We start from the raw sequence: 25,436 nt of genomic DNA, 5'->3' as shown, positions 1-25,436 counted from the left end.
GAAAAACCGGCGGAGGGCTGAGCCTTCCGCCGGTTCTTTTTTTATACGCCTATCCGTTCATTCCGCATCCTTGCGAGCCGCGATTACTTCACGGGGATTACTTGGATCAATGCATCGAGAAGAGCGCCCGATTTGTCCATGCTGTATTCCCAGAACATCGCACCGCCCAATCCCTGATCCTGTACAAACTGGGCTTTCGCCGTTATGGATTCAGGATCGTCGTAGGAAAGCCATGTGCTGCCGTTAAAGAGGTACGGTGCCTTGGCAGCATCGTCCCAGTAACGGACATAGCCGTTAGCCGCGTTGTATTTCTCCAAAATTTCGTTATACGTCGGAGTATTGCCGCTGCCTGTTGCAGCCTGTCCCAGACCGTTGTTGGCAGCTGACTGCACATCGGTCCAGAGATGGCTGTAGAAAGCGATACCGACGACGATTTTGTTAGCCGGCACTTTCGCGTCTTTAAATCGTTTAACTACGGTTTCCATGCTGAGTCCCGGTCCGTAAACGTTCGTGTGATGCTCTGTCTTCTGAACCCATCCGCCCGAGTAATCATAGGTCATGATATTAAAATTATCCAGATACTTGGAAATTTCCTCAGCTTCGAGAGCCTTCAAGTGACTTGGTCCTGCACCTGCCGCCATGGACAATTCATAATACTTGTTGTCGGCAAGCCCCAACTGATTCAGTTTGTCCCGGAGCATCTGCAGGAACAGGGTATAGTTATGCTTATCTTCCGGTCTTGCTTTCATTAAACCGTCCGCGCTGATCGTCGGATATTCCCAGTCGATATCCACGCCGTCCAGCTTGTACTTCTTGATGTAGTCGATAATGCTGTTCGAGAAGGTGTCGCGTGCTTCGTTAGTCAGAACCGCATCGGAGAAGCCGTCCGCTCCCCAGCCGCCTACGGCAAAAAGCACTTTAAGGTTCGGATTTTGTGCTTTCAGGCTGTGAATGTATTGGTAGTTCTGGTCGTCCTTTTGCTCCGGACGCGTGATGATTTTGTTGTCTTTTACCAGCGTAAAGGAGTAGTTCAGGTGCGTCAGTTTGTTCGCATAAACCGAATTCGTGACGGACCAGTCTTCCCAGCCGGCGATATAAGCGATGACTTTCTTTCTAGGGTCTACTTTGAACTTCACGGTCGTAGAAGCCGTTTTACCGCTTTTGCCGTGAACAGCCGTGACAACCAGGGTATAATCGCCGGCTTCCGTAATGCCGGTTCCTTTGATGTATTCCTCTCCATTCAACGTAGCGACACCCACCGTACCCGGTGCATCCGTCCAGTTAGGCAGTACGCCTGTCGTGTAGGTTTCCCCACCTGTGACGTTGGCGATTTGCGGTTTCGCAGGCACGGAAGTGGTATCAGGCGTGTACGGGTTGCCTTTCAGACCGTTAACGAGGGCATCCAGCAGGGCGCCCGTTTCGTCCTGGCTGTACTCCCAGAACATAGCGCCGCCGAGCTTCTCTTTCAGCGTATAGGCCGCTTTCTCGGCCATGGACTCAGGATCGTCGAACGAGATGAAGATTCCTGTCTGAGCGTTATACAGATATGGAGCTTTAGCGTTCTGATCCCAATAGCGGGTATATCCGTTGGCTTCGCTGTAAGTCGCGAGAGTTACGCTGTAGGTCGGAGTTGCGCCGGTGCCTACGGCTTTTTGTCCGAGTCCGTTGTTGGCGGAAGATTCCACGTTCGTCCACAAGTGGCTGTAGAACGCGGCGCCGATGACGATTTTGTTTGCAGGTACACCGTTCTTCTTGTAAAGCTGCACGGATTGGTCAACACTGTTGTCGCCGGTTCCGTAAAGATTGGTGTGGTGCTCCGTTTTCGGAACCCATCCGCCCGACAAATCATAGGTCATCAGGTTCATATTATCCAGCAGCGGAGTAATTTTATCGATTTCAACGCCCTTCAGATAACCGCTTCCCGCACCGACCGCGATGGTCAGCTCGTAATAGCGGTTGGTCTCAAGACCCAGCGCGTTTAGCTTGTCGCGCATTAATTGCAGCAGGGAAGTAAAGTTCTGTTTATCCTCCGGCCGTGCCTTCATTATGCCGTCGGCGCTTTGCGTCGGATACTCCCAGTCCAGATCAACGCCGTCCAGGTTGTATTTCTTCACATAGTCGATGATGCTGTCGGTAAATGTTTGGCGGGAAGCTTCTGTTAATGCCGCGTCCGAGAAACCGTCCGCCCCCCATCCCCCTACGGAGATAAGCGTTTTAAGATCGGCATTCTGAGCTTTCAGACTGTGCAGATACGCGTAATTCGCATCATCGTTCTGCACTTCGATCGGCACGATCTTGTTGTCTTTGACATGCGTAAACGCATAGTTGATGTGAGTCAGTTTGGATGCGTCCACCGGTTTCGCTTCGGACCAGTTTTTCCAGCCGCCCACATAAGCGATCACTTTCGTTTGCGGTTCGACTTTGAACTTCACGGTCGTGGAAGCCGTTTTGCCGCTTTTGCCGTGAGCTGCGGTAACGACGAGCGTGTACTCGCCCGCTTCCGTAATGCCGGTTCCCTTGGTGTAGGCGGCTCCGTTCAGCGTAGCGCCGCTTGCGGTACCCGCCGCATCCTTCCAGTTGGGCAGTACGCCCGTCTTGTAGGTCTGCCCTTCGCTTACGCCTGTAACAGCAGGCGCCGCCGGAACCGTTGTCGTATCAGGGTTCAGTGTCTTTCCTTGAACACCCTTCACCAGTGCGTCCAGCAAAGCTCCCGTCTGATCTTGGCTGTATTCCCAGAACATCGCTCCGCCGAGTTTCTGGTTCAGCACATAGCCCCCTTTTTCGTGGAGGGATTGCGGGTCGTCATAGGAAAGGAATACTTTCGTTTGTTCGTTGTACAAGTAAGGTGCGTTGGCCTCACTATCCCAATAGCGCTTGTAGCCGCTAGCTTCGTTATAATTCGAGATGATTTCATTATAGGTCGGTGTTGCGCCGTTACCAACCGCCTTTTGACCCACGATCTTACCGCCTGCCGCTTCTACATCCGTCCACAGGTGACTGTAGAAGGCTCCACCGATGACGATTTTGCTTGCAGGAACTTTATTGGCCAGATACAGCTTAACGGATGAATCTACGCTCAAATCACCGGCATACAAATTCGTATGGTGAGCGGTTTTGGTATCCCATCCGCCGTGGAAATCATAGGTCATCAAATTAATATTGTCGAGCAGCGGGGTAATCTTCTCGATTTCAACCCCGTCGAGGTATTTTTTCGTAGCGCCGACAGCAATCGTCAGCTCATAATATTTGCCGTCCTGGCTTCCCAGAGTATTCAGCTTCTCACGAATCGTTTGCAGCATCAGCGTGAAATTCTGCTTATCCTCCGGCCGCGCCTTCATAACGCCGTCAGCGCTTTGTGTCGGATACTCCCAATCCAGGTCGACCCCGTCCAGCTTGTACTTCTTGATGTACTCGATGATGCTGTCCGCAAATGTGTTGCGCGCGCTTTCCGTCAATGCCGCATCCGAGAAACCGTCCGCTCCCCAGCCACCGACGGAAGGAAGAATTTTCAGCTTCGGATTGTCTTTTTTCAAGCTTTGCAGGTAGGCATAGTTGGCATCGTCGTTCTGCGCCGGCAGGGAGACGATTTTATTGTCTTTCACATGCGTGAACGCATAGTTGATGTGCGTCAACTTGGCCGCGTCGATCGGGTTGGAGGCCGACCAGTTTTTCCAGCCGGGCACATACGCGATGACTTTCTTGGCAGTTTCCGTGGAACCGCCGCCGGAGCTGCCGCCGGAACCGCCCCAGCCGCCGCCGATCGGCAATCCGATTGTGATGGAGCCTTTCTGCGGGCCATCCACTTTGACGGGAGCTTTCTCGAAGGAGGAGCCTTTGCCGCCTTCGTTAACCGTCGCGTTTTCAACGGAGCCGTAGCCGGTAATTTTGGCCAGGGCATTCAGCACGAGAGACACAATGCTGGCATCATTGTTAACGGCCAGTGTCGTGTCACTTCCGTCCACGATCACTTTGCCGATGGAGCCTTTGGAAATTTCGATTTTGATGCCGGAAGCCAGCACGTGAAGGGAGTTAAATGATCCGATCAGCTGTACCGAAGAACCGGCAGACAGTGCTTTCACGAAAATCACGTCGATAAAACCGGCTCCCGTCAGAGAACTTTCTTCCAATTTAACGGAAGATTGGACATACGTCTCTTGAACGGAGGTGTTTCCTTGGGCCACGAGACGGACCGCACCGGTTTCCTTATCGACAACAACCTTGATCAGAACCGTATCTACGAGGTGGATGGAATTTTCTCCGCCGCCGTTGACCGTAACGGTTCCCGCTACTTTCACGTTCTTCAAGGTGACATCCCCGTTTCCGATGCCTTTGCCCAAAAGGAGATTGCCTTGGATGACGGTGTTTTGCAGGGTAACGCCCGAAACATTCACGGCAACGTCGCCGTTAACCGTTTCGGTTCCCGATGCAGGTCCGAACGTGCCGGCCTTGTCATAGGAAACGCTTTGTAGCGATGGCGCGCGGCCCAGCAGAACGACCGTCTCTGCACGGGTCAGCTTGCCTGCGGGACGGAAGGTGCCGTCTTCGTAGCCTTCGATGACTCCCTTGGCTACCATGGCGCTTACCGCGCCTTTGCTCCAATCGGCAATCGACGCCGCGTCTTTGATGTTCTTCAGCGCATCTTCGGAAACCTCACCCAGCTTGAGCAGCTTCGAAAGCATGACCGCGGACTCCTGTCTGCTCACCGGCTGGTCCGGACGAATGCTTCCGTCGCTGTAGCCGTCCACATACCCGGCTGCCACCGCTTTGCTGATTTGTTCATACTGCCACTGCTCCGCCGTAACGTCCGTGAATTGGATCGAAGCGGAAGCCGTAAATTTATAGTAGCGGTTAATAAGCGCCATAAGCTCTGCGCGCGTAATGGCATTATCCGGCTGAAGAGAACCGTCCGAGTAGCCCTGAATCAGTCCTTTATCATGCCATTCGCCAAGCTCTTTCTCTGCCCAATGCCCCTTGATATCGGCCGGTTGGGCGCTTGCTTGTCCCGAAACAACAGTCAGATAAGTTGAAAAGGCCATGCTTGTACATAAAAGTAAAACAAGCCATCTCCAAACAAAAGATTGCTTAAGCGCTTTCATAGTACACCCCAATTTCATCAAATTTATACAATGCCATTCCAAAGAGGAATCCTTCTCACCTCCAGTGCGTTCTCTTCGCAGGCACTGCTTCTAAATTCAGCCGCTTGGCTTGAACTTAAAACAAACTCATGAAGCCCTGTAAAACTCATCAGAAAACTTGGTAAACGGTTACATAAAGCCGATGAAAAACAAATGCGTGCTTCTGCACGGAGACATGGATAGCTCTAACGACGTGAAATGAGTGCTTCATGAACCAAGAATTATGAATGACGACAAGCCGAAAGCGGGGGAAAACTGAGGGTAAATTGTGGAAGTTATTATGTAAGTTACTAATAATTATAATGGTTTTACAAAAGGTTAACAGGGATGTTTTTGTCCACTGGAAGGGGATAATTCTCTATCTCGCTATTAATTTCACTGATTTTTTATACATATTAACGATAATAAAAAAGCCTTTTATAAAGCAAAAAACCGCCGGGGGAAAAAATCCCCCGGCGGCTCTTCCGGATAGCTTAACGCAAGGATGCGAACGCCGTCCGATTACTTCGTAATGCCGTTGTAGATCACTTGCGCCGCTTCCGCGCGTGTCGCTTTCGCACGCGGTGCGAATACGCCGTCGGCATGGCCGGTCATCAGACCTTTCTCAGCAGCTGTTTCCACAGCCGTTTTGGCCCAAGCGCTGATTTCCCCGCCATCGGTAAAGATAGCTTTAGGCGTACCTGTCGTGCCTTGAAGCTGCGCGTACATGCGGGTAATCATAACCGCCATCTCTTCACGCGTAATCTTCTGCTCCGGCGCGAAGGTATCTGCGGAGTTGCCTTCCACGATGCCCTTCTCGGAGGCAGCCGCTACGGCTTCCGCATACCAGCTTCCGGCCGGAACGTCCTTGAACGCGGACGGCTTGGAAGAAACGAGCTTCATCTGCTTCACGATCATGTTCACGAACTGGGCGCGGGTTACATCCTGCTCCGGTTCGAAACGGTTGTCGGCTACACCGTCAACGATTTGCTTGCCGGAAAGCTCCTGGATGACTTTATAAGCCCAGTGCGTCTGCGGAACGTCCGCGAACGACTTCAGATTCACGATACGGCCGTCGAGAGACGCCGTGATTTTGCCGCCTTTGAACGTTTTCGTAATGTAATTGTAGAACACATCGAGATCGATCAGGCCGGCTTGAGAGTTTTTGCCCTCAACCAGTACTTTATAATTGTCTCCGCCCGCAGCCATGAAGTTATTCACGGTTACGGTGTACTCGGCGGCATCCTCAATCGGAGTGCCGTCCGCCTTCGTCAGCTTCACGATGCGCTCGGCTGCCGGTTTGCTAAAGTCGGCCGTGTACTTCAGACCGGAAATTTGCAATGTTTTGGTATCTGCGGAACCGTCCGATTTCTTGCCCCATTGCTGCTGCAGAAGCGTTTTGATCTGCGAGCCTGTCAGCGTCATTTTAACGAGCGTGTTGCCGAACGGCTGAATTTTCGCGAGATCGGAGAACTTGATGTCTCCTTTAGGCAGATCGGCGCGAATACCGCCCGGGTTCATGAATGCGAAATCCGTGTTCATGCCGTCACGCATAGCGTCCGCAATCAGGTTGCCCAGCGGAGCTTCTTCGTTGTAGGCGTTGTTTCTGGAAATCACAGAGTCCGTCGTACCGACAGGCTGCTTCAGAACCGGATATTTGTCCAGGTATTTGTTGATCAGAGCGACCGTATCCGCGTCAGGCGTTACGCCTTCCTGTTTCACGTCTACGATTTCCGCCGTTTTCTTCACGATATCGCCGGTAGCCGGATCGATCTCGAGGTCAACGTCGGCAAAAGCCGTGCCGTAGGAATAGGCTTGAACGATCAGCTTGTTGTTGACGACCGTATTGACTTTGGCATGGTTGTCACCGGCGAAAATAACGTCGACTTCATCGTCGATCGCGTTAGCCAGATCAACCGCTTCGCCGGAAGCCACGTTGTCTTTCACGCTGGCCGGATCGTGCGCCAGAACGACGATCGCTTTTACGCCTTTGGTTTTCAGCTCTTGTACGGCTTTGTTGACGACAGGAGCCTGCTCAACGAACTTAACGCCTTTCAGGCCGTCCGGAGATACTTTGGACGGAGTGGAGTTGGTCGCCACGCCGATAAATCCGATTTTCTGGCCGCCCACTTCTTTGATCACATAAGAAGGCAGAATGTTCTCGCCCGTTTTCTCGTCCACCACGTTGGCGTTCACGTACGGGAAGTTCAATTTATCAAAGGTCACGTCTTTGTTCTTCGTATCGGTACCGCCGTTGATTTGAGCGAGCATAGCGCCTACGCCCTGGTCAAACTCGTGGTTGCCCAGCGTACCCACGTCGAATTTCAGCATGTTCATGAATTCCAGGGTCGGCTTGTCGCGCTCCATCGAGGAAACCGGTGCGGTCGCGCCTACGGAATCACCTGCATGAACAAGCAGTGTGTTCGGGTTCGTTTTCTTTCTTTCTTTCAAGTAAGTCGCCAGGTAAGGGGCGCTGCCCACTTTGCCGGACGCGGTTTCCGTCGTCGTATCGAGCTGACCGTGGAAATCGTTGATGCCCAGCAGTTGGACTTTTACGTTCTTGTTGTCCGGCTGAGGCTGGCCTTTTCCGCTCAGATCGATGGAGTAAACGCTGAAGCCTTTGTCCGTCGTTACGCCCGTGCTCTTGATATGCGGGTTCTCCGGCAGGTACGTAACCGCGCTCGGGGAGCTGGTGAACGTGACTTTCACGTTTCCTGCAACCGGTGCGATAGACCAATTCTTGTCAGCGGCCGGGTTGATCGTCTTCTGCTCGGAAATGTAATCCATCAGAGCCTGACGGTTCTCGTCGGCGGAATCCACGATCAGCTCCGCGTTTTTGAGGCCGGGGAAGTTGCCGCCGCCGCTTGCGCGGTAGTTGTTCGTGACGACGATGAACTCCTGGTTCGGATCGATCGGCTTGCCGTTGAACTGGAGATTTACAATCCGGCTGGAGGATGCGTCGTTAACGGCTCCGTCCACTTTGTACTTCGCCGGTTTGGTTACGTCCACCTGGTAAGTCACTCCGTCGATCACGTCGAAGTTGAACACCTGGAAGGAGGAGTTCAGCAGCTGCTGCTCGTCCGTTTTGGCCGGGTCGATCTGGTTGAACATGCCCGCGGACATTTCCAGCCATTCTTTCACGCCGGAGCCTTTGACTTTGACTGCTTTCAGCGTGTTGTCGTACAGATAGAGATCGCTCGCGCTCTTGATCGCGATAGGACCTTTGGCGATATCCGTATACTCCGACGGGCCGTTGCGTCCGGCTTTGAACGGAGCGCCTACGGAGAGAATCGGAAGATCTTTATACTGCGGCAGGGTCGTCGAAATGTACTTGCTCACATATTCTTTCTGAGCGTTCGTTACGATTTGGACCGAAGGGTCGTCCTGCACCAGCGCGAAATAGCTGTGGATCGGAGCGGTCGTTTCGCCGATCGGCTGGTTCGCGTATTTTTTCGTGCCTTCGTGCTCGGCCGCAACCGCTTGTACGATAGCCGGGTCCGTTTCCACGAGCGCTTTTTTCGCCGTGCTGTCGTAAATATAACGGGTCGAGGACTGAGAATTGGAAACCTTCCACTTGCCGCCCTCCTGCACGAGCTTCAAGTCGATCAGACCGAGGTTCGAGCCGCCATAGCCGGATTGCACGGCCGCAACGCCGTTGATCGTGCCTTTCGCGTTATCTACGCCGGCAACCGGGTTTCCGTTCGCGTCTTTAAAGAGCGCGTCAAGTTTCTTCACGTCAGGTGTAGGGAACACCTTATGGGAGTGCGAGAACGTAATCGCATCGATGCCGGGCACCTTGCTGAGAGGCAGAACCGCGTTCTCGGCGAGCTGGTCGTTCGCCGCGGCCGTACCGTCAAAACCGGAGTGCGCCATCGCGATGACGATATCCGCGCCTTTGGCTCTCATCTCAGGCACGAATTTCTTGGCCGTCGCGACGATGTCTTTGGCCACGACTTTACCGGCAAGGTTCACTTTGTCCCACTCCATGATTTGCGGAGTTACGAGTCCGATGACGCCGATTTTGATTTTCTGGTCGTTGCCGTTCTCGTCTTTGAACGTCTTGTCCATAATCAGATAAGGCGTAAATTTGTTGACATCGTTGTCCGGGTTGTTGTCTTTATCGTCTATGTACACGTTCGCGTTAATGTATGGGAATTTGGCCCCTTTGATCGATTTATCGAGAAAATCAAGGCCATAGTTGAATTCATGATTGCCGAAGGTAGCCGCATCGTAATCCAGGAGATTCATAGCTTTATAGACAGGATGGATGGCGCCGGGGTCTTTGAGCTGATTAATCTGGGCCATGTACGTACCGAGCGGAGTCCCTTGGATCAAGTCTCCGTTGTCGACCAGGAAAGTATTGGGGTTTTCTTTGCGCGCTTCTTTGATCAGCGTGGCGGTTTTGGCCAAACCTACGCTTGCCGCCGCCGCGTCTTTGTAATAATCGTAGTCTACAAGATTTGTATGCAAATCCGTCGTTTCCATAATACGAAGATTAACGGTTGGAGAAGCGGATGTTTGCGCTTGCACAATGCCTCCTAAAGACTGGGATGAAATGATGCCGAATGCTAGGGAAGCGGTCGCGAGCTGCTTCATTCTTTTGTACTTCCTGGATCCCATTACGATGAATTCCACCTTCCTCTAAATAGTTACTTACCGATTTTAGCAGGTTCGGAATTAACCGTGTGTAAAATATTTAATAAATTTATTGAAAACGCTTAAAATGATTCTTAAGTCCTGTATTTAACCGACGGTCAATCCGGTCAGCAGCCTATTTAAAAACGCGCGGGTTTAGACAGGACGTCCACTTGGGTAACCATTCCTTAGACCAAATGAGATGAGCGCCCCTTTGCTACAAAAGGCCCATAGTCGATTAGGAGGAAGAGGAATGACAAGGAATCATACGATGATGCAGTTTTTCGAATGGCATGTCCCCGCGGACGGCTCCCACTGGAAACGGCTTAAGGAGCTGGCTCCCGAGCTGAAAAAGAAAGGGTTCGACGCCGTCTGGATTCCCCCGGTTACCAAGGGACAGTCCGACCAGGATACGGGCTACGGCGTGTACGATCTGTACGATCTGGGCGAATTCGACCAGAAAGGGACGGTCCGGACCAAGTACGGAACGAAAGAAGAACTGCTGGAAGCCGTCAAAACGTGTCAGGACAATGAGATTTGCGTATACGTGGATCTTGTGATGAATCATAAAGCGGGCGCAGACGAGAAAGAGCTGTTCAAGGTGGTCCAAGTGAACGACCAGAACCGCAATGAGGTGATTTCCGAGCCGTTCGATATCGAAGGCTGGACGAAATTCACTTTTCCGGGACGCGGCGACAAATATTCGGCTTTCAAATGGGATTTCGGACATTTTAACGGCACCGATTACGATGCCAAGGAAGATAAAACCGGCATTTTCCGCATCCTTGGGGAGAATAAGAGCTGGAACGACAACGTGGACGACGAATTCGGCAACTACGACTATCTCATGTTCGCCAACATCGACTACAGCCATCCCGGTGTGAGAAAAGAGATGATCACCTGGGGCAAATGGCTCGTCGACACTTTGCAGTGCGACGGCTATCGGCTGGATGCCATCAAGCATATCAACCACGATTTCATCCGGCAATTCGCAAGCGAAATGATCAAGGAACGCGGGGAAAACTTCTACATCGTGGGAGAGTTCTGGAACCCCGAAGTAGCGGCCTGCCGCGAGTTTCTCGATAACGTCGATTACAAAATCGATCTGTTCGACGTGGCCCTGCACTACAAGCTCCATGCCGCCTCGCAGGCCGGCAAAGATTTTGACCTCACGACCGTGTTCGAGGACACGCTCGTTCAAACCCATCCGCTGCACGCCGTCACCTTCGTGGACAATCACGATTCCCAGCCGAACGAATCGCTGGAATCGTGGATCGAAGACTGGTTCAAGCAGAGCGCGTATGCTCTTATTCTGCTCCGTAAAGACGGTTACCCGTGCGTCTTCTACGGAGATTATTTCGGCATAGGCGGAGAGGCTCCCGCGGAAGGCAAGGCGGCGGTGATCGATCCGCTGCTCTATGCCCGCCAGCATAAAGCCTACGGCGAGCAGGAAGACTACTTCGATCATCCGAATACGATCGGCTGGGTCCGCCGCGGCGATGCCGAAATCGAGCGCTCCGGCTGCGCGGTCGTCATCTCCAACGGCGACGAGGGCGAGAAGCGCATGTTCGTCGGCGAAGAACGGGCCGGCCAGGTGTGGCTCGATATGACCGGCACGCGGGAAGACGAAATCACCATCGGCGAGGACGGTTTTGCCGGCTTCCCGGTGAACGGGGGGAGCGTGTCCGTCTGGGCGCAGCCGGACGAGAGCTGACGCGGCGCGCGGGCACCTGGCGACGGGTACCCGACACCGGGCGACGGGCAACCGAGCGACGGACACCCGGCGAAATAAGTTTATATGTTAAAGGACATAACGGATTAGTCATCTAATCCGTTATGTCCTTTGTTGTTCAGCTCACGCATCCGACTCAAAATTCGTCGTATTCAGCTTAGTTTAGTTAATTTTCAGCAGCTTTACTTTTTTTGTGAGGAGCTGCTTAGGCGGCGGCCTGCCCATTCTGGTTCGCTCTATCTCCCGCTAATTCGACATGTTTCCCGTGAAACATTTTACCGTCGATTCCTCCAGAGCTGCCTTTAAACGGTCAGGGTCATGGCGCTGAACGCCCTCGACGATGCTGCCGCTATGCGCAGTCCTTCTGCTGAGCTGGAAAAAGCCCGGGTCCCTCGGCAAGAGGGACCCGGGCTTTCGTGCATCCTTCGCCCGGGCCGACACGCGCTGTAAATACGGATGCGCTCCGTCACACGGCACTACACCCCTCCCGAGGTCTGTGCGGCATGCTGAAGCCGGGCGCGCTAAGGCCGGCCTCCCGGCCCCGCGGCCTTAAGCCCCGGAGCCGGACTGCCGCTGCCGTTTTCGCCGAGTTCGTCCGCTTCCACGAGGTGCTTGAGCACGGAGAGCCGGTTCTCCCAGAACCGCTCGTAGTACGCCAGCCACCGCTTCAGCTCCAGCAGAGGCTCCGGCTGAAGCCGGTACCGTTTCTCGCGGCCGACTTTCCGCTCCTGGACAAGGCCCGCATCGGCCAGAATGCGCAGATGCTTCGAAACGGCCGTCCGGCTCATCGGAAAGTGGCCGCTGATCGCATTGACGGGCATCTCCTGCCCGGCAAGCAGATTCAGGACCTTGCGGCGGGTCGGGTCCGCAATGGCCTGAAAGACGTCCTGCTTCGGTTCGGCTGAGCCCATATCAGGCCTCGACTTGCTTGCGGAGCGCCTCGACCAGACCTACCCAGCCGCCGGACATCCGCTCGCGAACCTCCGCATGAGACTGTCCGAATTCGGTTACCTTCTCCGGGTCCCATCCCGCGTGAATCAAGGTGAATTCGGTTTTGCCGTCCAGGTCGGCCAGCTCGAACGTCAGCGTCCAGTCTTTGCCCCAACGGAAGGAAAGCCGGTTCGGCGGATCCAACTCGGTCACCTTGCAGAGAGATTTCCCGAAGGGTCCCGCTTCAAGGTGGAATTCATATCCGAGCTCGGGCTGAAAATCATTGGGCATAAACCATGCGGCAATTCCTTCGGATGTCGCCACGGCGTTCCATACCTTCTGGATCGGAGCGTTGAAAAGCTGAGTCTGGCGGATATCCGGCAGAGTATTCGGCGTGTTAGTCATCTATAGTTCCTCCTATATGCAAGTGTTTATTTTTTGGGTTTTACCAAATCCGAACGGCGAAAACGCAAAGCCGACCATTTGTCGTCGACGGCCACATTGCTGACGGGTCGGTATTCCGTGTTATTTTGTACCCTCGCAGCTAAAGTATCCCGGTTAATGTCCGTCTTGACTTTGGAGCTCTGCTTAGGGTACGTGATCCAGAAAACGGCGTCCTCGCGGAGCATGGGGATCACCTTCGGTACCCATTCGTCAACCTCCTGCCCGTGATTCACAAACAGCTGGAGAAATGCAGCCTTGTCTTCCTCCCGGCCGGCAGCCTCCGTTTCGATGCCGAGACGATACCCTTCGGGCGCATTCAGGACGAGGGCCGGTCCTTCTTTATAACGAAGTTTTTTGAGCAATTCTTCTGACATGGATGGATTCCCTCCGTTAATTTTAGGAAACGTTTTGGTTGCCTATTTGATTATAGGAAACCAAATGGTTTCATGTCAAGGCAAAGAAAAACACCGGCTGGTGCGCCGGCGTTTCCGTTTTATCGGATCGCGATATAAACCTGGACGACACAGTTCTCGGGGTCAAACCCGCGTCCGTCGTACACCTCGAAGTCCCCCGTGTAAGTCCGCTGCTCCGCGGCGTTTTGGAAATACGCCCAGATTTCGTGCCACAGCTGCGGCACCACGTCTTTCACCGGGCCTTTGCGCGTCTCGAAAATCATGTAGCGGGCTGCGGGAACATCCGCAAACTGAAGACCGGAAGATGCGCCGTCTGTCAATTCTTCACTGATTTCGTGTCCAAGCAGCGCCGTATATTCTCCCGACGCGTCGCTTTCGTAATCCGTGTACAATCCGTAAATCAGATGAGGGTTCTCTATGCCCGGTCTGGATGCAATATCGCTGCCGAAAAACTGCTGCCAGAGCTGCGGCAGCTTTCCTTCCGGCCCCGCCTCCGCGGCGTTCGTGGTTCGGACACTCACGCCCGCCAGTCGGAAGGATGGTTTGTTTGCAAATACGGACTTCAAATTCATAGGTTCATTCTCCTCTTTTTCCTGTTTAAGAGAAGTGTAATCGGGAAAAGTGGACACCTGTATGTCCTAGTTCTCGTAGCGAAGCAAAATTTTGCGGGCCCGCTCCCGGATTTCGTCGGCCAGGCTGGGCGGATGCTCGATCTTCAAACTGTCTCCGAAGCTCAGCAGCATCCCGTAAAACCACTCGTCCAGCGCAAAAACCCCTTGGACGCACAGGCCTCCGTCCGGCAGCAGGCTCACCAGACTCGGCGGAAAAGCGTCTCCCACGCGGTGACGGACCTCCGGACGAAAGTGCAGCGTCATCTCCACTTCCTTGTGAGCGAGCCACTGCCGATTCCAGCCGTACCCCTCCAAAGGAGGAACTTCACGAGGCTCCGAAGCTTGGGAAAGGACGTTCAAATCCGCGATCCGGGAGAGCCGGAAGACGCGGAACTCCTTTCTCATCATGCAGTACGCGTGCAGGTACCAGATGGAACCCTTCAGAATTAGAGCGGCGGGTTCAATGATTCTTTCGGTCTCGGTCCCGTTCGTGTTCACATAGACGATAGCCGCCCGCCTGCTTTCCTCAATCGCCCGCTTCAAGCGAGAGACTTTGTTTTTCGCCGCCGTCCCCTGTCCCCACGGATGAAAATCGAAAACAATCTCGTCCTTGCGCCGCTCCCAGTCCGCAGTGTCCGTCCGCAAAAGCAGTCCCTGCACCTTTTCCGCCAGATTAGCGTAAGTCTGATCGTCGAGAGCCGTGCTTACGCCTTTGACGGCCGCAAGCAGGGACGAAATTTCTTTGAGAGAGACGAGCTGCCTGGCCAGCGTGTACGGCTCCATAATTTCAAATCCGCCGGATACGCCCTGGTGGGCGACAACCGGAATTCCAGCCCGGCTGAGCGTCTCCATATCGCGGTAGATCGTTTTCGTCGTCACTTCAAACCGCTCGGCCAGCTCCTTGGCGCTTATCCGCCCCCGGTTGAGCATCAGCACCGTCATCGCAAGCAGTCGGTCTATCTTCACTAAGGTCATCCTTTCCGGAATCGCGCCGTACTCTGTTCCCCTCCAATTGTTGTACGTGTAAGAGAGTTATACAATCATTGTATTCTACAACGCCGGGAAGGAAAAGACGCTGCGCTTGCGTGTAAGGCGCTGTTCTCCTCAGCCGTAAAATAAGGCGCCCGGCCAGAACTCCTCCTCGGCCCCCGTCTCCCTCCCAGACAAGCCAAAAAGCCGCTGCGCTTCCCGATGGAAACGTAAAGGCCTTCCGTTTTGAAGTTTAGCCGCTTCCGAAACAGGCCCGCTTCGCTCCGCCTATTCCAGATTGGCGTGACGCCCGAACATCGTCTCGGACGTATACCCTTTCTTCTCCATCAGCCGGAGAATAATCGCATCGCAGAACAGCAGCAGCGTCTGCTCGAAAAGGGAACCCATCGGCTGAATCGTCGGATACGGGTTGTCCGACTTGTCTTTCGGCGAGCCCGGGAGCTTAACCGCGATATCCGACAACCGGCCGAGAGCCGATTCTGGAAAAATCGTGATGGCGGCGACGGAAGCGCCCAGACTTTTCGCTTTCTCCGCCATCGAGACGAGGCTCTTCGTCTCCCCGGAACCCGAGCCGACGATGAACACATCGTCCTTGGTCAGATTCGGCGTGACGGTTTCGCCGACGACGTATGCGTCGAAACCGAGGTGCATCATCCGCATGGCAAAAGCTTTCATCATCAATCCGGAACGGCCCGCTCCGGCTGCGAAAATTTTGCCGGCATTCAGAATGGCATCCGCCAGTTCCTCCGCTTCGCGGCTCACGACAGCTTCGGCTGTGCGATGCAGCTCCTCCCGAATCTCCGCCAGATATTGAGTCGTCTGCATAGGAGATTACTCCTGCTTGATCAGCTTCCGCATTTCGGCCGCGGCCGCTTTACGGTCGTCTTGTCCGGTAATGCCCCCGCCTACGATAACGAGATCCGGCTGCGCCTTAATCACTTCCGGCAGTGTGCTGAGCTTGATGCCGCCGGCGATTGCCGTTTTTGCCCGCTTAACGGCCCGTTTGATCGTTTGAAGATCTTCGAACGAGTTTTTGCCGACAGCCTGCAAATCATACCCGGTATGAACGCAGATGTAATCGACACCGAACGCATCGACTTCTTTTGCGCGCTCTTCCAGGTTTTTCACACTGATCATATCGACCAGAACTTTTTTATTCTGCTTTCTTGCCTCTTCAACGGCCCCTTTGATGCTCATATCTTCCGCCGCGCCCAGAATCGTAATGATGTCGGCGCCCGCTTCGGATGCTTTCATGACCTCATAGCCCGCCGCGTCCATGATTTTGAGATCGGCAAGAACTTTCAGATTAGGGAAAGCCCGCTTCATTTCCTTGACGGCTCTTAAGCCTTCGTTGATGATGACCGGCGTTCCGATCTCAACGATATCGATGTAAGGCTCCAATTCTTTAACCAGCTCAATCCCTTCCGGGATGTTTACGAGATCCAGCGCCAATTGCAATTCCATTTATGTTTCCTCCTGGGATGTCAGTTAGCAGTTGTTGATTGCCATGCGTTTTATTCTAGATCCTCAGAAGTTGAAAAGAAAGTACGCACTATTAGGGAACGTAGTCACCAAAAGGATACTAAGCAAGGCAAAACCCGCAATGATCGTTTCCGCAAACGCAAAAAAGCCCCTCCGAAGAGGAGCCGTCAATAGTCAGAAGGCTGATCCGCCGTATAAATCGTTCGAAACCGTTGAAAAAGCGGATTTCGGGCGCTCGTTCCAGCCCGGCACCAGCGGCACAAGCCGAATAAATCAAGGCTCGGCCGCTTCTGTATGCCGCGGCTCTGACGAGGCTGCGTGCATCTTCTTCTGATGATTCGCGCCCCACTCCGACATCACGTTCAATACTTGCTTGATGGTCAGCCCGTAGGGTGTGAGTGAATACTCCACTTTGGGGGGAACCTGATTGTACACCTTGCGGTGAATAATTTCGTCCTGTTCAAGCTCACGCAGCTGCTGGGTAAGCATTTTCTGGGTAATGTCCGGCATTTCCCGCTTTAACTCCCCGAAACGGTGTGTGCCTTCCGTCAAATGGCAAAGAATGACCGGCTTCCATTTGCCCCCGACTACCTTCAGCGTTAATTCCACAGACTGTTTAAAAAGCTGATCTCCCATTGGCCTGGCTCCTTTAGTATCCTTAAAGCACCTATATCACTAAAAAGTAGGTACTTGCATTGGGTTATATGCTCTTTCATAATAACAGGTACAGTCGGTTTATTCTTTAACAATTTCGTTTTCTTCATCCCGATCCCGTTCCCGAGGCTCCGATCCGGAAACCGGGCGGCAGAAATGGATGGCTTTCGCAAAACCACATCGACGTTAACCCCTACCTTTGACAAAAGACGGGGGTTCCTTCTGCGGCCCGATAAGATCACTCATTCCGACAACATTTAAACAGGAGGCTGATTCCGATGGCTGACACCAATCAACCGGCAGCAAGCATTACCCGTATCCCGCTCTCCATTCTGGATCTGGCTCCGGTCGTCCTCGGGGCGACACCGGCGGATTCGTTAAAAAATACACTCGATCTTGCCCGGCACGCCGAACAGTGGGGGTATCACCGCTACTGGCTGGCCGAGCACCACAATATGCCGGGCATCGCAAGCTCGGCGACCTCGATCGTGATCGGCCACGTCGCCGGCGGCACGAAAAAAATCCGCGTCGGTTCGGGCGGCATCATGCTGCCTAACCACGCTCCTCTGATCATCGCCGAGCAGTTCGGCACGCTGGAGTCGCTCTATCCGGGCCGCATCGACATGGGCCTCGGACGGGCGCCCGGCTCCGACCAGCTGACGGCCCGGGCTCTGCGCCGCGGTCCGGAGAGCGACGGCCAGCACTTCCCGCAGCAGCTCGAAGAGCTGCGGGGCTATTTGAACCCCGGGCACGGCGCTTCCCCGGGCCGTGTAAGAGCCGTGCCCGGCGAAGGGCTGAACATCCCGATCTGGCTGCTCGGTTCCAGCGGCTTCAGCGCGCAGCTGGCCGGCCAGCTCGGTCTTCCGTTCGCCTTCGCCAGCCACTTCGCGCCGGATTACCTGGTCGCGGCGCTGGAGCTGTACCGCAGCTCCTTCCGCCCGTCCGAGGCGCTGAAGGAGCCTTATGTCATGATCGGCGTCAACGTCTTCGCCGCCGATACCGAGGCGGAAGCGCGCAGGCTGGCGACCTCCCACGAGCAGCAGTTCCTGAAGCTCATCCGCGGACAGACCGGCCTGCTCAACCCGCCGGTGGACAACATGGATGAGCTGTGGAGCCCGCACGAGAAAGCCATCGTCCGCAAGCAGCTCAGCATCACGGCCGCCGGAACGAAAGAAACCGTGCGGGAGAGACTCGATTACCTGCTGTCGGAGACGCAGGCGGACGAGCTTATCGTCACCTCGCAGATATACGATCACGGGGCGCGTCTGCGCTCCTATGAGCTTCTGGCCGAGGCGGCCCGGGTACGATAAGCGGTCAGCCCCCTCTTTGTGCGCCGCATAAGCGCCGACTAAAGCACCCGGTTGGCTTTTTTCGGAGCGCCTGCCCAATAAAACCCGCCGCTTGCGGCGTTACGCATCTGCCCTCACCCAAACCGCTGTGCCCTTTCCGGGCCGGCGGTTTTTTCACGTGGAACAAGTATAATCCGCTTGTCTCTCTCATAATAATTAACATTTGTTTCCTTTTAACCAAAAAAGGGTAAAAATTCAGATGGCCTGTACACCAACCTATTCATTCTTATGAGGGAGGCTTTTTTTATGGCGGTTAAAGAACAGCTGTTCATTCATGAAATTACCGGTTTTAGAACGAAGGACGAGTTCTGGAATCCCTACCCCTGGTACAAAAAGATGCGTGAAGAATCGCCGGTATTTTACGACGAGCGGCAGGATACGTGGAATGTGTTTCTCTATGATCACGCCAAGCAGGTTTTGAGCGACTACAAACTTTTTCCCAGCAAAAGAGACCGGAGCCTGATTCCGGTTCCCCTTAGCGACAATAAGGTGAATCTGATTTTTTCCGATCCGCCGGACCACCGCAGACGCAGAGGGCTTCTCTCCAAAGCCTTTACTCCGCACAGTCTCGAAGACTGGAAACCGCGGGTTCAGAACATCGTGAACGAGCTTGTGACCAACATAGCGAATAAGAAATCGGTCGATCTTGTTCAAGAACTGGCTGTTCCTCTGCCCGTTACGGTTATCGCCGACCTGCTGGGAGTGCCTTCGAAAGATTGGCAGCAGATTAAAAACTGGTCGGACATTTTGTTCATGCCCCACGATTTTCAGCATATCGAGGAGTTGCAGGCCGCCAAAGCCCGTGCCAGCAAAGAGTTCGTCGAATATCTGCTCCCCATTGTCGCGCAAAAACGCGCGCAGCTCCAAGACGATATCATCTCGGATATGATTCTTGCGGAATACGAAGGGGCCTTTTTCACGGACGCCGAGGTCGCCCAAACCGCGATGGGCCTGCTCGGTGCCGGGAACGAGACCACGACCACGCTGCTGACGAACATGTTCTACAGCTTGGTCAAAGACCAGCCCGGCGCGTACGGGGAGCTGCGCAAGGACCGCGGTCTGTTGCCGCAGGCGGTTGAAGAGACCCTGCGCTACCGGTTCCCGGCTGCGCTGGACCGGAGAATCGGGGAGGACACGGACGTGTTCGGTCCGAAGATGAAGAAGGACCAGTTGATCATCGCCTGGGTTTCGTCCGCCAACCGGGACGAGAACCGGTTTACCGACGGCGAGTCGTTCAACGTGCGGCGCAAGGACATCAAGCACCTTACGTTCGGCAGCGGCCATCATTTCTGCCTGGGGGCTCCGCTCGCAAGGATGGAAGCGGTACAAGCGCTGGAGACATTCGTGGAACGGTTCTCGGATTACTCGATACCGGACGACTTCCGGCCGCAGGATCATTTGCCTCGGAACAACCATAATCTGAATTCGCTGCCCGTCGTTGTCGAGGAGTAAGCGACCGGTGTTCGCTCTTATTGCTCTCGCCCTTAACTTCTGGTAAAATATGCTTATCTTATAAAGAACGGAGGGTTATGTGTGGGAACAGTTAATTTCGATCGACTTTACGCAGCTAACTAAATAGCGCTTAAAGGCCCTGCCCTGTGCAGGGTGATCGGGATTGGTCTGCCTGCTTCATAACCCAATTAGCCATAGGCTAAAGAGGGCGGGACTTCTCCGCCCTCTTTTTCTATGCCCTCCGCCGAAGGCAAGTCCGTTACGGCTTGCCTTCGGCACCCCCTTGATGCTCTGGTAACGAAACGGCTTATCTGTGCTTCGGTAACGAAACGGCTTATCCGCCGCATATTTCGTGCCCTCGCATCATTCGTCGCCGGACGCTTTCACCGCAGGACCCGCTTCTGCACCCCGCGGTTTTTACCGGGTGGAGCAGGGGGCGGCCTGCCGCGTGACAAGCTACCCTGTGGCGAGGGGGGAATTGACGCATACACGTATGGACATGCGGGGCACTCGCGTTCCTTTCCGATCACCCGAACACAGGCAGCGCCTGTGTTTTTATTTTTTAACATGAATCGGAGGGTGTAACCATGAGTGAACGAATGATACGCGTTAAAGATATTGAATTGTGCACGGACAGTTTCGGCAACCCCGCACATCCGGCCGTCCTGCTTATTATGGGCGCAACGGCATCCATGCTATGGTGGGAAGAAGACTTCTGCAGGCTGCTCGCCGAGAAAGGCTTCTTCGTGATCCGCTACGATAACCGCGACACCGGGCGTTCCGTAAGCTATGAACCCGGCCGGCCCGGTTATACGTTCGAGGACATGGCTGACGATGCGATCGCCGTTCTGGACGCCTACGGAGTGAAGAAAGCCCATTTCACGGGAATGTCCATGGGAGGCATGCTCGTCCAGATCATTGCCCTCAGGCATCCCGATCGCGTGCAGGGCATCACGCTGGTGAGTACGATGTATTTCGGACCCGGATGGGAAGAGTTGCCCCAGATGGAAGCGAAAGTGGAAGCTTTCTTCAATTCCATGGGAGAGATGGACTGGTCCGATCCGCAAACGCTCCTTCGGAACGCCGTTGACAAATGGCGCATTCTTGCCGAGTCCAAGCATCCGTTTGACGAGGAAAGAGTAACCGCCCTGGCCGAAAGGGACATCGAGAGAGCCCTTAACTACTCGAGTTCTTTCAACCACAGCTATGTGACAGGCGGGGAATCCTATCTGGGCCGGTACGGCGAGATTCAGACGCCTGCCCTTGTGATACACGGGACGAAAGATCCCATCATCCCTTACGAACACGGGGAGGCGCTGCGCGACTCGATTCCGGGTGCGGAGCTGTTAACGCTTGAAGGCATCGGCCACGAGCTGCCGCGGGCCGAATGGCCGGCCATTATCGGCGGTATCGCCAAGTATGCCGCTTTGTAGCCTGTAACGCCAAAAAAGCCTTCGGAGCCGCTTCTCCAAGCGGTTCCGAAGGCTTTCTTTTGTAATCCGGCCGCCCGGACTCCGGAAGGCAGCCCCCCCACCGGCATCTCGGCTCCGTACCACCGGCAAGCGCATCGCGTCTCTCCCGGGGAATCCGCCTTTACGGCTTCACGTCGATCGGCAGGTCCTGATTCACAGTCACTTCCACGTTGGAGCGGACAAGCGAGATCCGGTAGCTGTCTTTTTTCTCCGCCAGCAGGTACACGTTCAAATAAGGCCCTTGTCCGTTGTCCTCCAATTTTCCATAGCCCGGAATGCCCAAGCCTTCTCGGATAGACTCCTCCTGCCGCATAAACTCGTGATACTCTTCCACCGTTTTCTCCGGCAAGCTCTCTCCTATAAAGCTAACTTCCTTTTCCAGCTTCTTGTCCAGCGTGCCTTTTCTTACTTTAAGCTGCAGGTAGCCTTCTTTATGGTATTCCGCGCTCTCTATGACGACATCCCGATCCTTAAAACGGACCGTTTTGGGAAATTTCTCGTTCATGGAAAGCGTAAACGTCGCTTCGGGCTTGTGTTCCGTCACTGTGACTTTGCCGATGTGCAGAACCAATTGCCGCACGTCCTTGTCGAAGAAAACCGAGGTTGAGAAAGGAAGCTGCAGGTATCCGTCCTTCAATACAAGGCCCGAACCGGAGGGATCGTACGGGTACACTCTGCCCTTATCGTCTTTGAGGTAGGGCGCCCCCTCCTCATCTTCCCTCGGGAAATCATACCCCCAGCCTTCACGGCCTTTAAGAATCACATTCATGGTCGTCGGCTGAATGGTGAGTTTATCCACCTTCAGCTCTTTCCAGTCCCTATCTTCAACCGCTGCGGCTATGTCCGGCCGGAACACTTTGTTGTGCAAAATTTTACCGGAATCAAAGGGAACTCCGATTTTTCCGATTTCGTCTATATCTCTTTTACGGAGCGCCGGGTCGGACGTATGTTTTTGCACAGAAAATCGAAGCTCGCTGCCGTAATCAAGAAGCCCTCCTGCCGAATCCTCTCCCGGAGCAAGCTGGAACTTGTACGTCTCCTGCAGAACCGGCTTGTTTCCTTCAGTCGTAATGGAGGTGGATGTCCTCGAACCTCCGGCAGGTAAATCGCGGGGAGTTACCCAAATGTCCTCGTTCCGTCCCTCGTCGGTTACGTCAAACTCATCGGTTCGGACGAACACTTTGTAGATCAGCTCTTCCTCCGTCAAATAAATATCGCCGATCGTAATCGTCGTGCCTCCGAACTGCTTCGTCACGGGTTCGATAGGCGAATAGTTGTTGTCGATCGCGTTCTGGACGCCGTCCTTCTTCCGCACATCCGTCAGCCAGTCGACCGCGATCTGGAAACCGGGCACTCCTTTGACAAAGGAAGCGAATGCGGGGGACATTCTCACGCCGAAGGAGAAAACCAGCACCAGCACCGCAGCCGCGGCGCTTCCCGCAGCGACACGCCGGTATCTGCGGGGTCTCACGGAAGGAGCCTGCCCGGCGGCGGGCGTGTGCACCAGCTCCCCGGCATCGAATTTGTCCGGCAGCTCGCCCGCAAACTGATAGAGCGATTCGGGCACGGCGATATCATCAAACGACTTGTCCAAAGCCTGCTTCAAACCATGATCGCTCTTCATATCATTATCTCCTTTGTTTGCGGTCTCGTAAGATGGAGGTCCCGGCTGAGTTTCAAACGGGCATGATAAAGTCTGGATTTTACCGTTCCCGCCTTCAATCCAAGCATTTCGGCGATTTCATCGATACTCAGCTCCTGAAAGTAATACAGCACGATGACCATCCGCTGCTGGAGCTTTAGAGCCAAAACCGCTTCGATCACCCGCTGCGAGTTTTCCTTGCGGAGTAAGTTCTCCAGAGGGGATGAACCCTGATCGGGGATAATCAGATCGTCAATGTCCAGGCTTTGCCTGTAATTGTGTTCTTTTCGTGCGACATCGATCGAGCGATTGGCTACCACCCGGCTGAACCATCCTTGGAACCGCCGGATTTCTCTGCCGCTCATAATCGTCGAATACGCCTCTATCAATGTATTTTGTACGGCCTCTTCCGCCAGTTGTTTAGAGCCCAGAATGGCTAAAGCGGACCGGTATGACTTTGCGATCAGGGGGTTGACCAGGGCACGGAATGCGTCTTTGTCTCCCTGCCGGATGGCTTCCAGCTGCTGCTGTTCGGTTTCCAGTTCCATGCTGACACTCCTTCCACACACTCTCTATCTATTGGCGTAAGAAGTCCGGCGGCGGTTCAAAAAATACTAAAAAACTTTTTTGAGCATGCTCCACAAGGCATCTGCCGTTACATAGGGCTCTCCGGCGTTTATTCGGCGGACAATCTCGCCGCCCGGTTGGTTGATGCCGTCTTCAATCGAAAAAAAGAGTTCAATCCCCGCCCGCCGGCCCTCTACCGCGACAGCGTCCGTGTAAGCCCCGTAAGGGAAGGCGAGCAGACGGCGGTGTTTGCCCGTTTCGTCATCCAGTCTCTTTTCCAGAAAAGCGATGTCGCTTCGAATCCGTTTCCGGTATTCTCCGTCAATCTCGCTGCGCCTCTTTTGTTCCAAAAACATCCGAGCGGTTAACGCCGGGGTCATCATGTCGGTTTCATCCTCCGGAATTTTCCGGTGAAGATTGTAGGTGTGGTTATAGATGCCCATGCCCGCTTCTTTCAGCTCGCGGATCTGATTCCAATTCAAATGCGGGTCGGCGTCCGGATTGAACAGGTCCGAGGAAATGCCCACGATAAAATTGGAGGCGGACACGCCGTGTTTTTTCAAAATCGGCAGGGCCTCGGTATAAAAAGATTCGTACCCGTCGTCGAAGGTCAGAACAACGGCATTGGGCGGCAGTTTCCCGCCTTCCCGCATAAACTGTACAAACTGTTCCATCGGAACGATATGAAATCCGCGGTCCTTCAGCATCTCCAGATGCCCCTCAAACTGCCGGGGAGTTACGGTTGAAGGCAGATCTTTCCGGCTTCCGGCCGTTTTCCGGATGTCGTGGTAAAGCAGAACGATGGCTTTATTCTCGTAATAAACCGGACCCGCCGCATTCTCTCGTCCATTCCGGTCCCATCCGACCGTAAAAATCAGAAGAATCCCGAATAAAATGCCGCAGGCCGCCAAAATTATGTTTTTCATTCCTATGCTAACCTCTCATACTCCGTATTAAGCGCGCTGCTTTATAGTCGTAAGCGAACGGCTCCGGGTTCAAATCGGATGAATGCAGCACAAAAAAATCCCTTCTGACGACACGCATGCAACCTTCCGGTCAACATCCTGTCTAAAGAAGGGACTTATCGGATCTATTCGATTACCGCCGGCTCGGCCGCTTGTCCACGGCTTGGCGGTTTCTTCTGGTACCATTATAGCAGGTTTGGCGGATAGGAAGGGTTTTTATGTCATTTTTTCTCCCACTCGGCGAGAGAATGATTCAGCTTTTCCAACGTTTCTTCCAGCCGGGACAGCTCCGCTTCGGGCCAGCCCCCCAAAATTTCCGAATACGCCCCGATGCGCGCTTTACGGACATTTCCGAATACTTCCCTGCCGCGGGGAGTAATTTCAATCAGGCTTGTCCGGCCGTTCATGGCTGGCAACCTTCACCACGCGGCTCTGCGGTCGGTATCCCTGCACTTTATGCGCAATCTGGCGGGAGCCTTGGCCGCTCCGTTCGTGGGCTGGTTTCTGTACCGCCACAGCGCCATCCACTACGAAACATTCCGCAGCCAAATAAGCGTGACGAATCCGGCCCTGAACGCCAAAATGTCTGAGCTGGCAGGCCATCTCATGGCCAGTGGTCTTACTGCCTCGGAAGCGAAAAAATCGGCGGCTTCCACACTTCTAGTAGAGGTGAAAAAATCGGCGCTTCTCGGCGCTTATCAAAATTTGTTCACAATTTTACTCGTGCTCGGCATCGTCATGCTGCTAGCCTCCTTCGGTAAGGCCCTGACCGGAAAAGGGCGCTCGCTTGTCCAAAAAGAACAGGCCCCGAAAGCTCAGTCCGCGCAGGATCCGGTCCCTGTTTTGGCCCTTCCGCAGCCCTCCGCGGAGCCTATCGGACGCTAAAATCGTACATTAACCATCCGGTGGTCAATTAAAATTCGGTTTTTGCTATCGACCTTTTTTATCGCCCTATAAAGCATTTTTTATGGAAATATGGTTGCT

The 25,436-nt window shown here is 54.1% G+C and carries 19 protein-coding genes; 5 read left to right on the top strand and 14 right to left on the bottom strand.

What is annotated here, in order from left to right:
* Window positions 1-83: 83 nt before the first annotated feature.
* Together KVT34_RS20730 and KVT34_RS20725 are read right to left on the bottom strand one after the other, a co-directional pair.
* Complete coding sequence (locus KVT34_RS20730) at window positions 84-5,096, bottom strand: glycosyl hydrolase family 18 protein (protein ID WP_217560743.1); 5,013 nt, start codon at window positions 5,094-5,096, stop codon at window positions 84-86.
* Window positions 5,097-5,636: 540 nt separating this feature from the next.
* The gene (locus tag KVT34_RS20725) at window positions 5,637-9,710 is read right to left on the bottom strand and encodes a bifunctional 2',3'-cyclic-nucleotide 2'-phosphodiesterase/3'-nucleotidase (protein WP_254635034.1); all 4,074 of its coding nucleotides are present in this window, start codon (window positions 9,708-9,710) and stop codon (window positions 5,637-5,639) included.
* Window positions 9,711-10,002: 292 nt separating this feature from the next.
* Here KVT34_RS20725 and KVT34_RS20720 point away from each other — a divergent pair, with 292 nt between their 5' ends.
* Window positions 10,003-11,463 (top strand): alpha-amylase, encoded by a 1,461-nt coding sequence (locus KVT34_RS20720; RefSeq protein WP_217560741.1) that lies wholly within the window; start codon window positions 10,003-10,005, stop codon window positions 11,461-11,463.
* A 539-nt stretch (window positions 11,464-12,002) separates the two neighbouring features.
* On the opposite strand, the gene KVT34_RS20715 is transcribed toward KVT34_RS20720, so the two are convergent.
* From KVT34_RS20715 to KVT34_RS20680, 8 genes are all read right to left on the bottom strand, one after another.
* Window positions 12,003-12,392: an ArsR/SmtB family transcription factor gene (locus KVT34_RS20715; RefSeq protein ID WP_217560740.1), complete on the bottom strand. Its 390-nt coding sequence runs from the start codon at window positions 12,390-12,392 to the stop codon at window positions 12,003-12,005.
* 1 nt (window position 12,393) lies between these two features.
* Entirely contained in the window at window positions 12,394-12,816 is a 423-nt protein-coding gene (locus KVT34_RS20710; protein ID WP_217560739.1) for an SRPBCC family protein, read from the bottom strand.
* Between the two features lie 26 nt (window positions 12,817-12,842).
* Entirely contained in the window at window positions 12,843-13,229 is a 387-nt protein-coding gene (locus KVT34_RS20705) for a hypothetical protein (RefSeq protein ID WP_217560737.1), read from the bottom strand.
* Window positions 13,230-13,348: 119 nt separating this feature from the next.
* Complete coding sequence (locus tag KVT34_RS20700; protein WP_217560736.1) at window positions 13,349-13,840, bottom strand: GyrI-like domain-containing protein; 492 nt, start codon at window positions 13,838-13,840, stop codon at window positions 13,349-13,351.
* 66 nt (window positions 13,841-13,906) lie between these two features.
* Window positions 13,907-14,845, bottom strand: coding sequence for a helix-turn-helix transcriptional regulator (locus KVT34_RS20695; protein ID WP_217560735.1), 939 nt, complete (start codon window positions 14,843-14,845; stop codon window positions 13,907-13,909).
* A gap of 291 nt (window positions 14,846-15,136) precedes the next feature.
* A complete protein-coding gene (gene hxlB / locus KVT34_RS20690; protein WP_217560734.1) occupies window positions 15,137-15,694 on the bottom strand; it encodes a 6-phospho-3-hexuloisomerase in 558 nt (185 codons plus the stop codon).
* Window positions 15,695-15,700: 6 nt separating this feature from the next.
* Entirely contained in the window at window positions 15,701-16,333 is a 633-nt protein-coding gene (gene hxlA / locus KVT34_RS20685) for a 3-hexulose-6-phosphate synthase (RefSeq protein ID WP_217560733.1), read from the bottom strand.
* A 291-nt stretch (window positions 16,334-16,624) separates the two neighbouring features.
* Window positions 16,625-16,987: a winged helix-turn-helix transcriptional regulator gene (locus KVT34_RS20680; protein WP_217560732.1), complete on the bottom strand. Its 363-nt coding sequence runs from the start codon at window positions 16,985-16,987 to the stop codon at window positions 16,625-16,627.
* Window positions 16,988-17,283: 296 nt separating this feature from the next.
* Here KVT34_RS20680 and KVT34_RS20675 point away from each other — a divergent pair, with 296 nt between their 5' ends.
* The 3 genes from KVT34_RS20675 (at window position 17,284) to KVT34_RS20665 (ending at window position 21,239) form a co-directional block, all read left to right on the top strand.
* Window positions 17,284-18,315, top strand: coding sequence for an LLM class flavin-dependent oxidoreductase (locus KVT34_RS20675; protein WP_217560731.1), 1,032 nt, complete (start codon window positions 17,284-17,286; stop codon window positions 18,313-18,315).
* A gap of 285 nt (window positions 18,316-18,600) precedes the next feature.
* Window positions 18,601-19,806: a cytochrome P450 gene (locus tag KVT34_RS20670; protein WP_217560730.1), complete on the top strand. Its 1,206-nt coding sequence runs from the start codon at window positions 18,601-18,603 to the stop codon at window positions 19,804-19,806.
* A 587-nt stretch (window positions 19,807-20,393) separates the two neighbouring features.
* The gene (locus tag KVT34_RS20665; RefSeq protein WP_217560728.1) at window positions 20,394-21,239 is read left to right on the top strand and encodes an alpha/beta fold hydrolase; all 846 of its coding nucleotides are present in this window, start codon (window positions 20,394-20,396) and stop codon (window positions 21,237-21,239) included.
* 160 nt (window positions 21,240-21,399) lie between these two features.
* Here KVT34_RS20665 and KVT34_RS20660 read toward each other — a convergent pair whose 3' ends face one another.
* The 4 genes from KVT34_RS20660 to KVT34_RS20645 all read right to left on the bottom strand — a co-directional run bounded on the left by KVT34_RS20660 (window position 21,400) and on the right by KVT34_RS20645 (window position 24,859).
* The gene (locus KVT34_RS20660; protein ID WP_217560727.1) at window positions 21,400-22,902 is read right to left on the bottom strand and encodes a DUF4179 domain-containing protein; all 1,503 of its coding nucleotides are present in this window, start codon (window positions 22,900-22,902) and stop codon (window positions 21,400-21,402) included.
* Window positions 22,899-23,468 carry an RNA polymerase sigma factor gene (locus KVT34_RS20655; RefSeq protein ID WP_217560726.1) on the bottom strand — a complete coding sequence of 190 codons (570 nt, stop codon included), beginning with the start codon at window positions 23,466-23,468 and terminating at the stop codon, window positions 22,899-22,901. The genes KVT34_RS20660 and KVT34_RS20655 overlap by 4 nt, the downstream gene beginning before the upstream one ends.
* A 66-nt stretch (window positions 23,469-23,534) precedes the next feature.
* On the bottom strand, window positions 23,535-24,413 hold the full coding sequence (locus tag KVT34_RS20650; protein WP_217560725.1) for a polysaccharide deacetylase family protein: 879 nt from the start codon (window positions 24,411-24,413) through the stop codon (window positions 23,535-23,537).
* 260 nt (window positions 24,414-24,673) lie between these two features.
* Window positions 24,674-24,859: a hypothetical protein gene (locus KVT34_RS20645; RefSeq protein ID WP_217560724.1), complete on the bottom strand. Its 186-nt coding sequence runs from the start codon at window positions 24,857-24,859 to the stop codon at window positions 24,674-24,676.
* On the opposite strand from KVT34_RS20645, the gene KVT34_RS20640 reads away from it, so the two are divergent.
* Entirely contained in the window at window positions 24,858-25,337 is a 480-nt protein-coding gene (locus tag KVT34_RS20640) for a hypothetical protein (protein WP_217560723.1), read from the top strand. The two genes, KVT34_RS20645 and KVT34_RS20640, sit on opposite strands and share 2 nt — an antisense overlap.
* Window positions 25,338-25,436 lie beyond the last annotated feature (99 nt).

It is taken from the genome of Paenibacillus sp. GbtcB18 (assembly GCF_019091125.1).
In the GTDB taxonomy this organism is placed as follows: domain Bacteria; phylum Bacillota; class Bacilli; order Paenibacillales; family NBRC-103111; genus Paenibacillus_F; species Paenibacillus_F chitinolyticus.
This window is presented reverse-complemented; position numbering and strand designations above follow the sequence as displayed.

Bases quoted from the DNA above. Each gene is read 5' to 3' on its own strand.
- KVT34_RS20730 (WP_217560743.1), bottom strand. From the start codon at position 5,096: ATGAAAGCGCTTAAGCAATCTTTTGTTTGGAGATGGCTTGTTTTACTT.
- KVT34_RS20725 (WP_254635034.1), bottom strand. From the start codon at position 9,710: ATGAAGCAGCTCGCGACCGCTTCCCTAGCATTCGGCATCATTTCATCC.
- KVT34_RS20720 (WP_217560741.1), top strand. From the start codon at position 10,003: ATGACAAGGAATCATACGATGATGCAGTTTTTCGAATGGCATGTCCCC.
- KVT34_RS20715 (WP_217560740.1), bottom strand. From the start codon at position 12,392: ATGGGCTCAGCCGAACCGAAGCAGGACGTCTTTCAGGCCATTGCGGAC.
- KVT34_RS20710 (WP_217560739.1), bottom strand. From the start codon at position 12,816: ATGACTAACACGCCGAATACTCTGCCGGATATCCGCCAGACTCAGCTT.
- KVT34_RS20705 (WP_217560737.1), bottom strand. From the start codon at position 13,229: ATGTCAGAAGAATTGCTCAAAAAACTTCGTTATAAAGAAGGACCGGCC.
- KVT34_RS20700 (WP_217560736.1), bottom strand. From the start codon at position 13,840: ATGAATTTGAAGTCCGTATTTGCAAACAAACCATCCTTCCGACTGGCG.
- hxlB (WP_217560734.1), bottom strand. From the start codon at position 15,694: ATGCAGACGACTCAATATCTGGCGGAGATTCGGGAGGAGCTGCATCGC.
- hxlA (WP_217560733.1), bottom strand. From the start codon at position 16,333: ATGGAATTGCAATTGGCGCTGGATCTCGTAAACATCCCGGAAGGGATT.
- KVT34_RS20680 (WP_217560732.1), bottom strand. From the start codon at position 16,987: ATGGGAGATCAGCTTTTTAAACAGTCTGTGGAATTAACGCTGAAGGTA.
- KVT34_RS20675 (WP_217560731.1), top strand. From the start codon at position 17,284: ATGGCTGACACCAATCAACCGGCAGCAAGCATTACCCGTATCCCGCTC.
- KVT34_RS20670 (WP_217560730.1), top strand. From the start codon at position 18,601: ATGGCGGTTAAAGAACAGCTGTTCATTCATGAAATTACCGGTTTTAGA.
- KVT34_RS20665 (WP_217560728.1), top strand. From the start codon at position 20,394: ATGAGTGAACGAATGATACGCGTTAAAGATATTGAATTGTGCACGGAC.
- KVT34_RS20660 (WP_217560727.1), bottom strand. From the start codon at position 22,902: ATGAAGAGCGATCATGGTTTGAAGCAGGCTTTGGACAAGTCGTTTGAT.
- KVT34_RS20655 (WP_217560726.1), bottom strand. From the start codon at position 23,468: ATGGAACTGGAAACCGAACAGCAGCAGCTGGAAGCCATCCGGCAGGGA.
- KVT34_RS20650 (WP_217560725.1), bottom strand. From the start codon at position 24,413: ATGAAAAACATAATTTTGGCGGCCTGCGGCATTTTATTCGGGATTCTT.
- KVT34_RS20640 (WP_217560723.1), top strand. From the start codon at position 24,858: ATGGCTGGCAACCTTCACCACGCGGCTCTGCGGTCGGTATCCCTGCAC.
- KVT34_RS20645 (WP_217560724.1), bottom strand. From the start codon at position 24,859: ATGAACGGCCGGACAAGCCTGATTGAAATTACTCCCCGCGGCAGGGAA.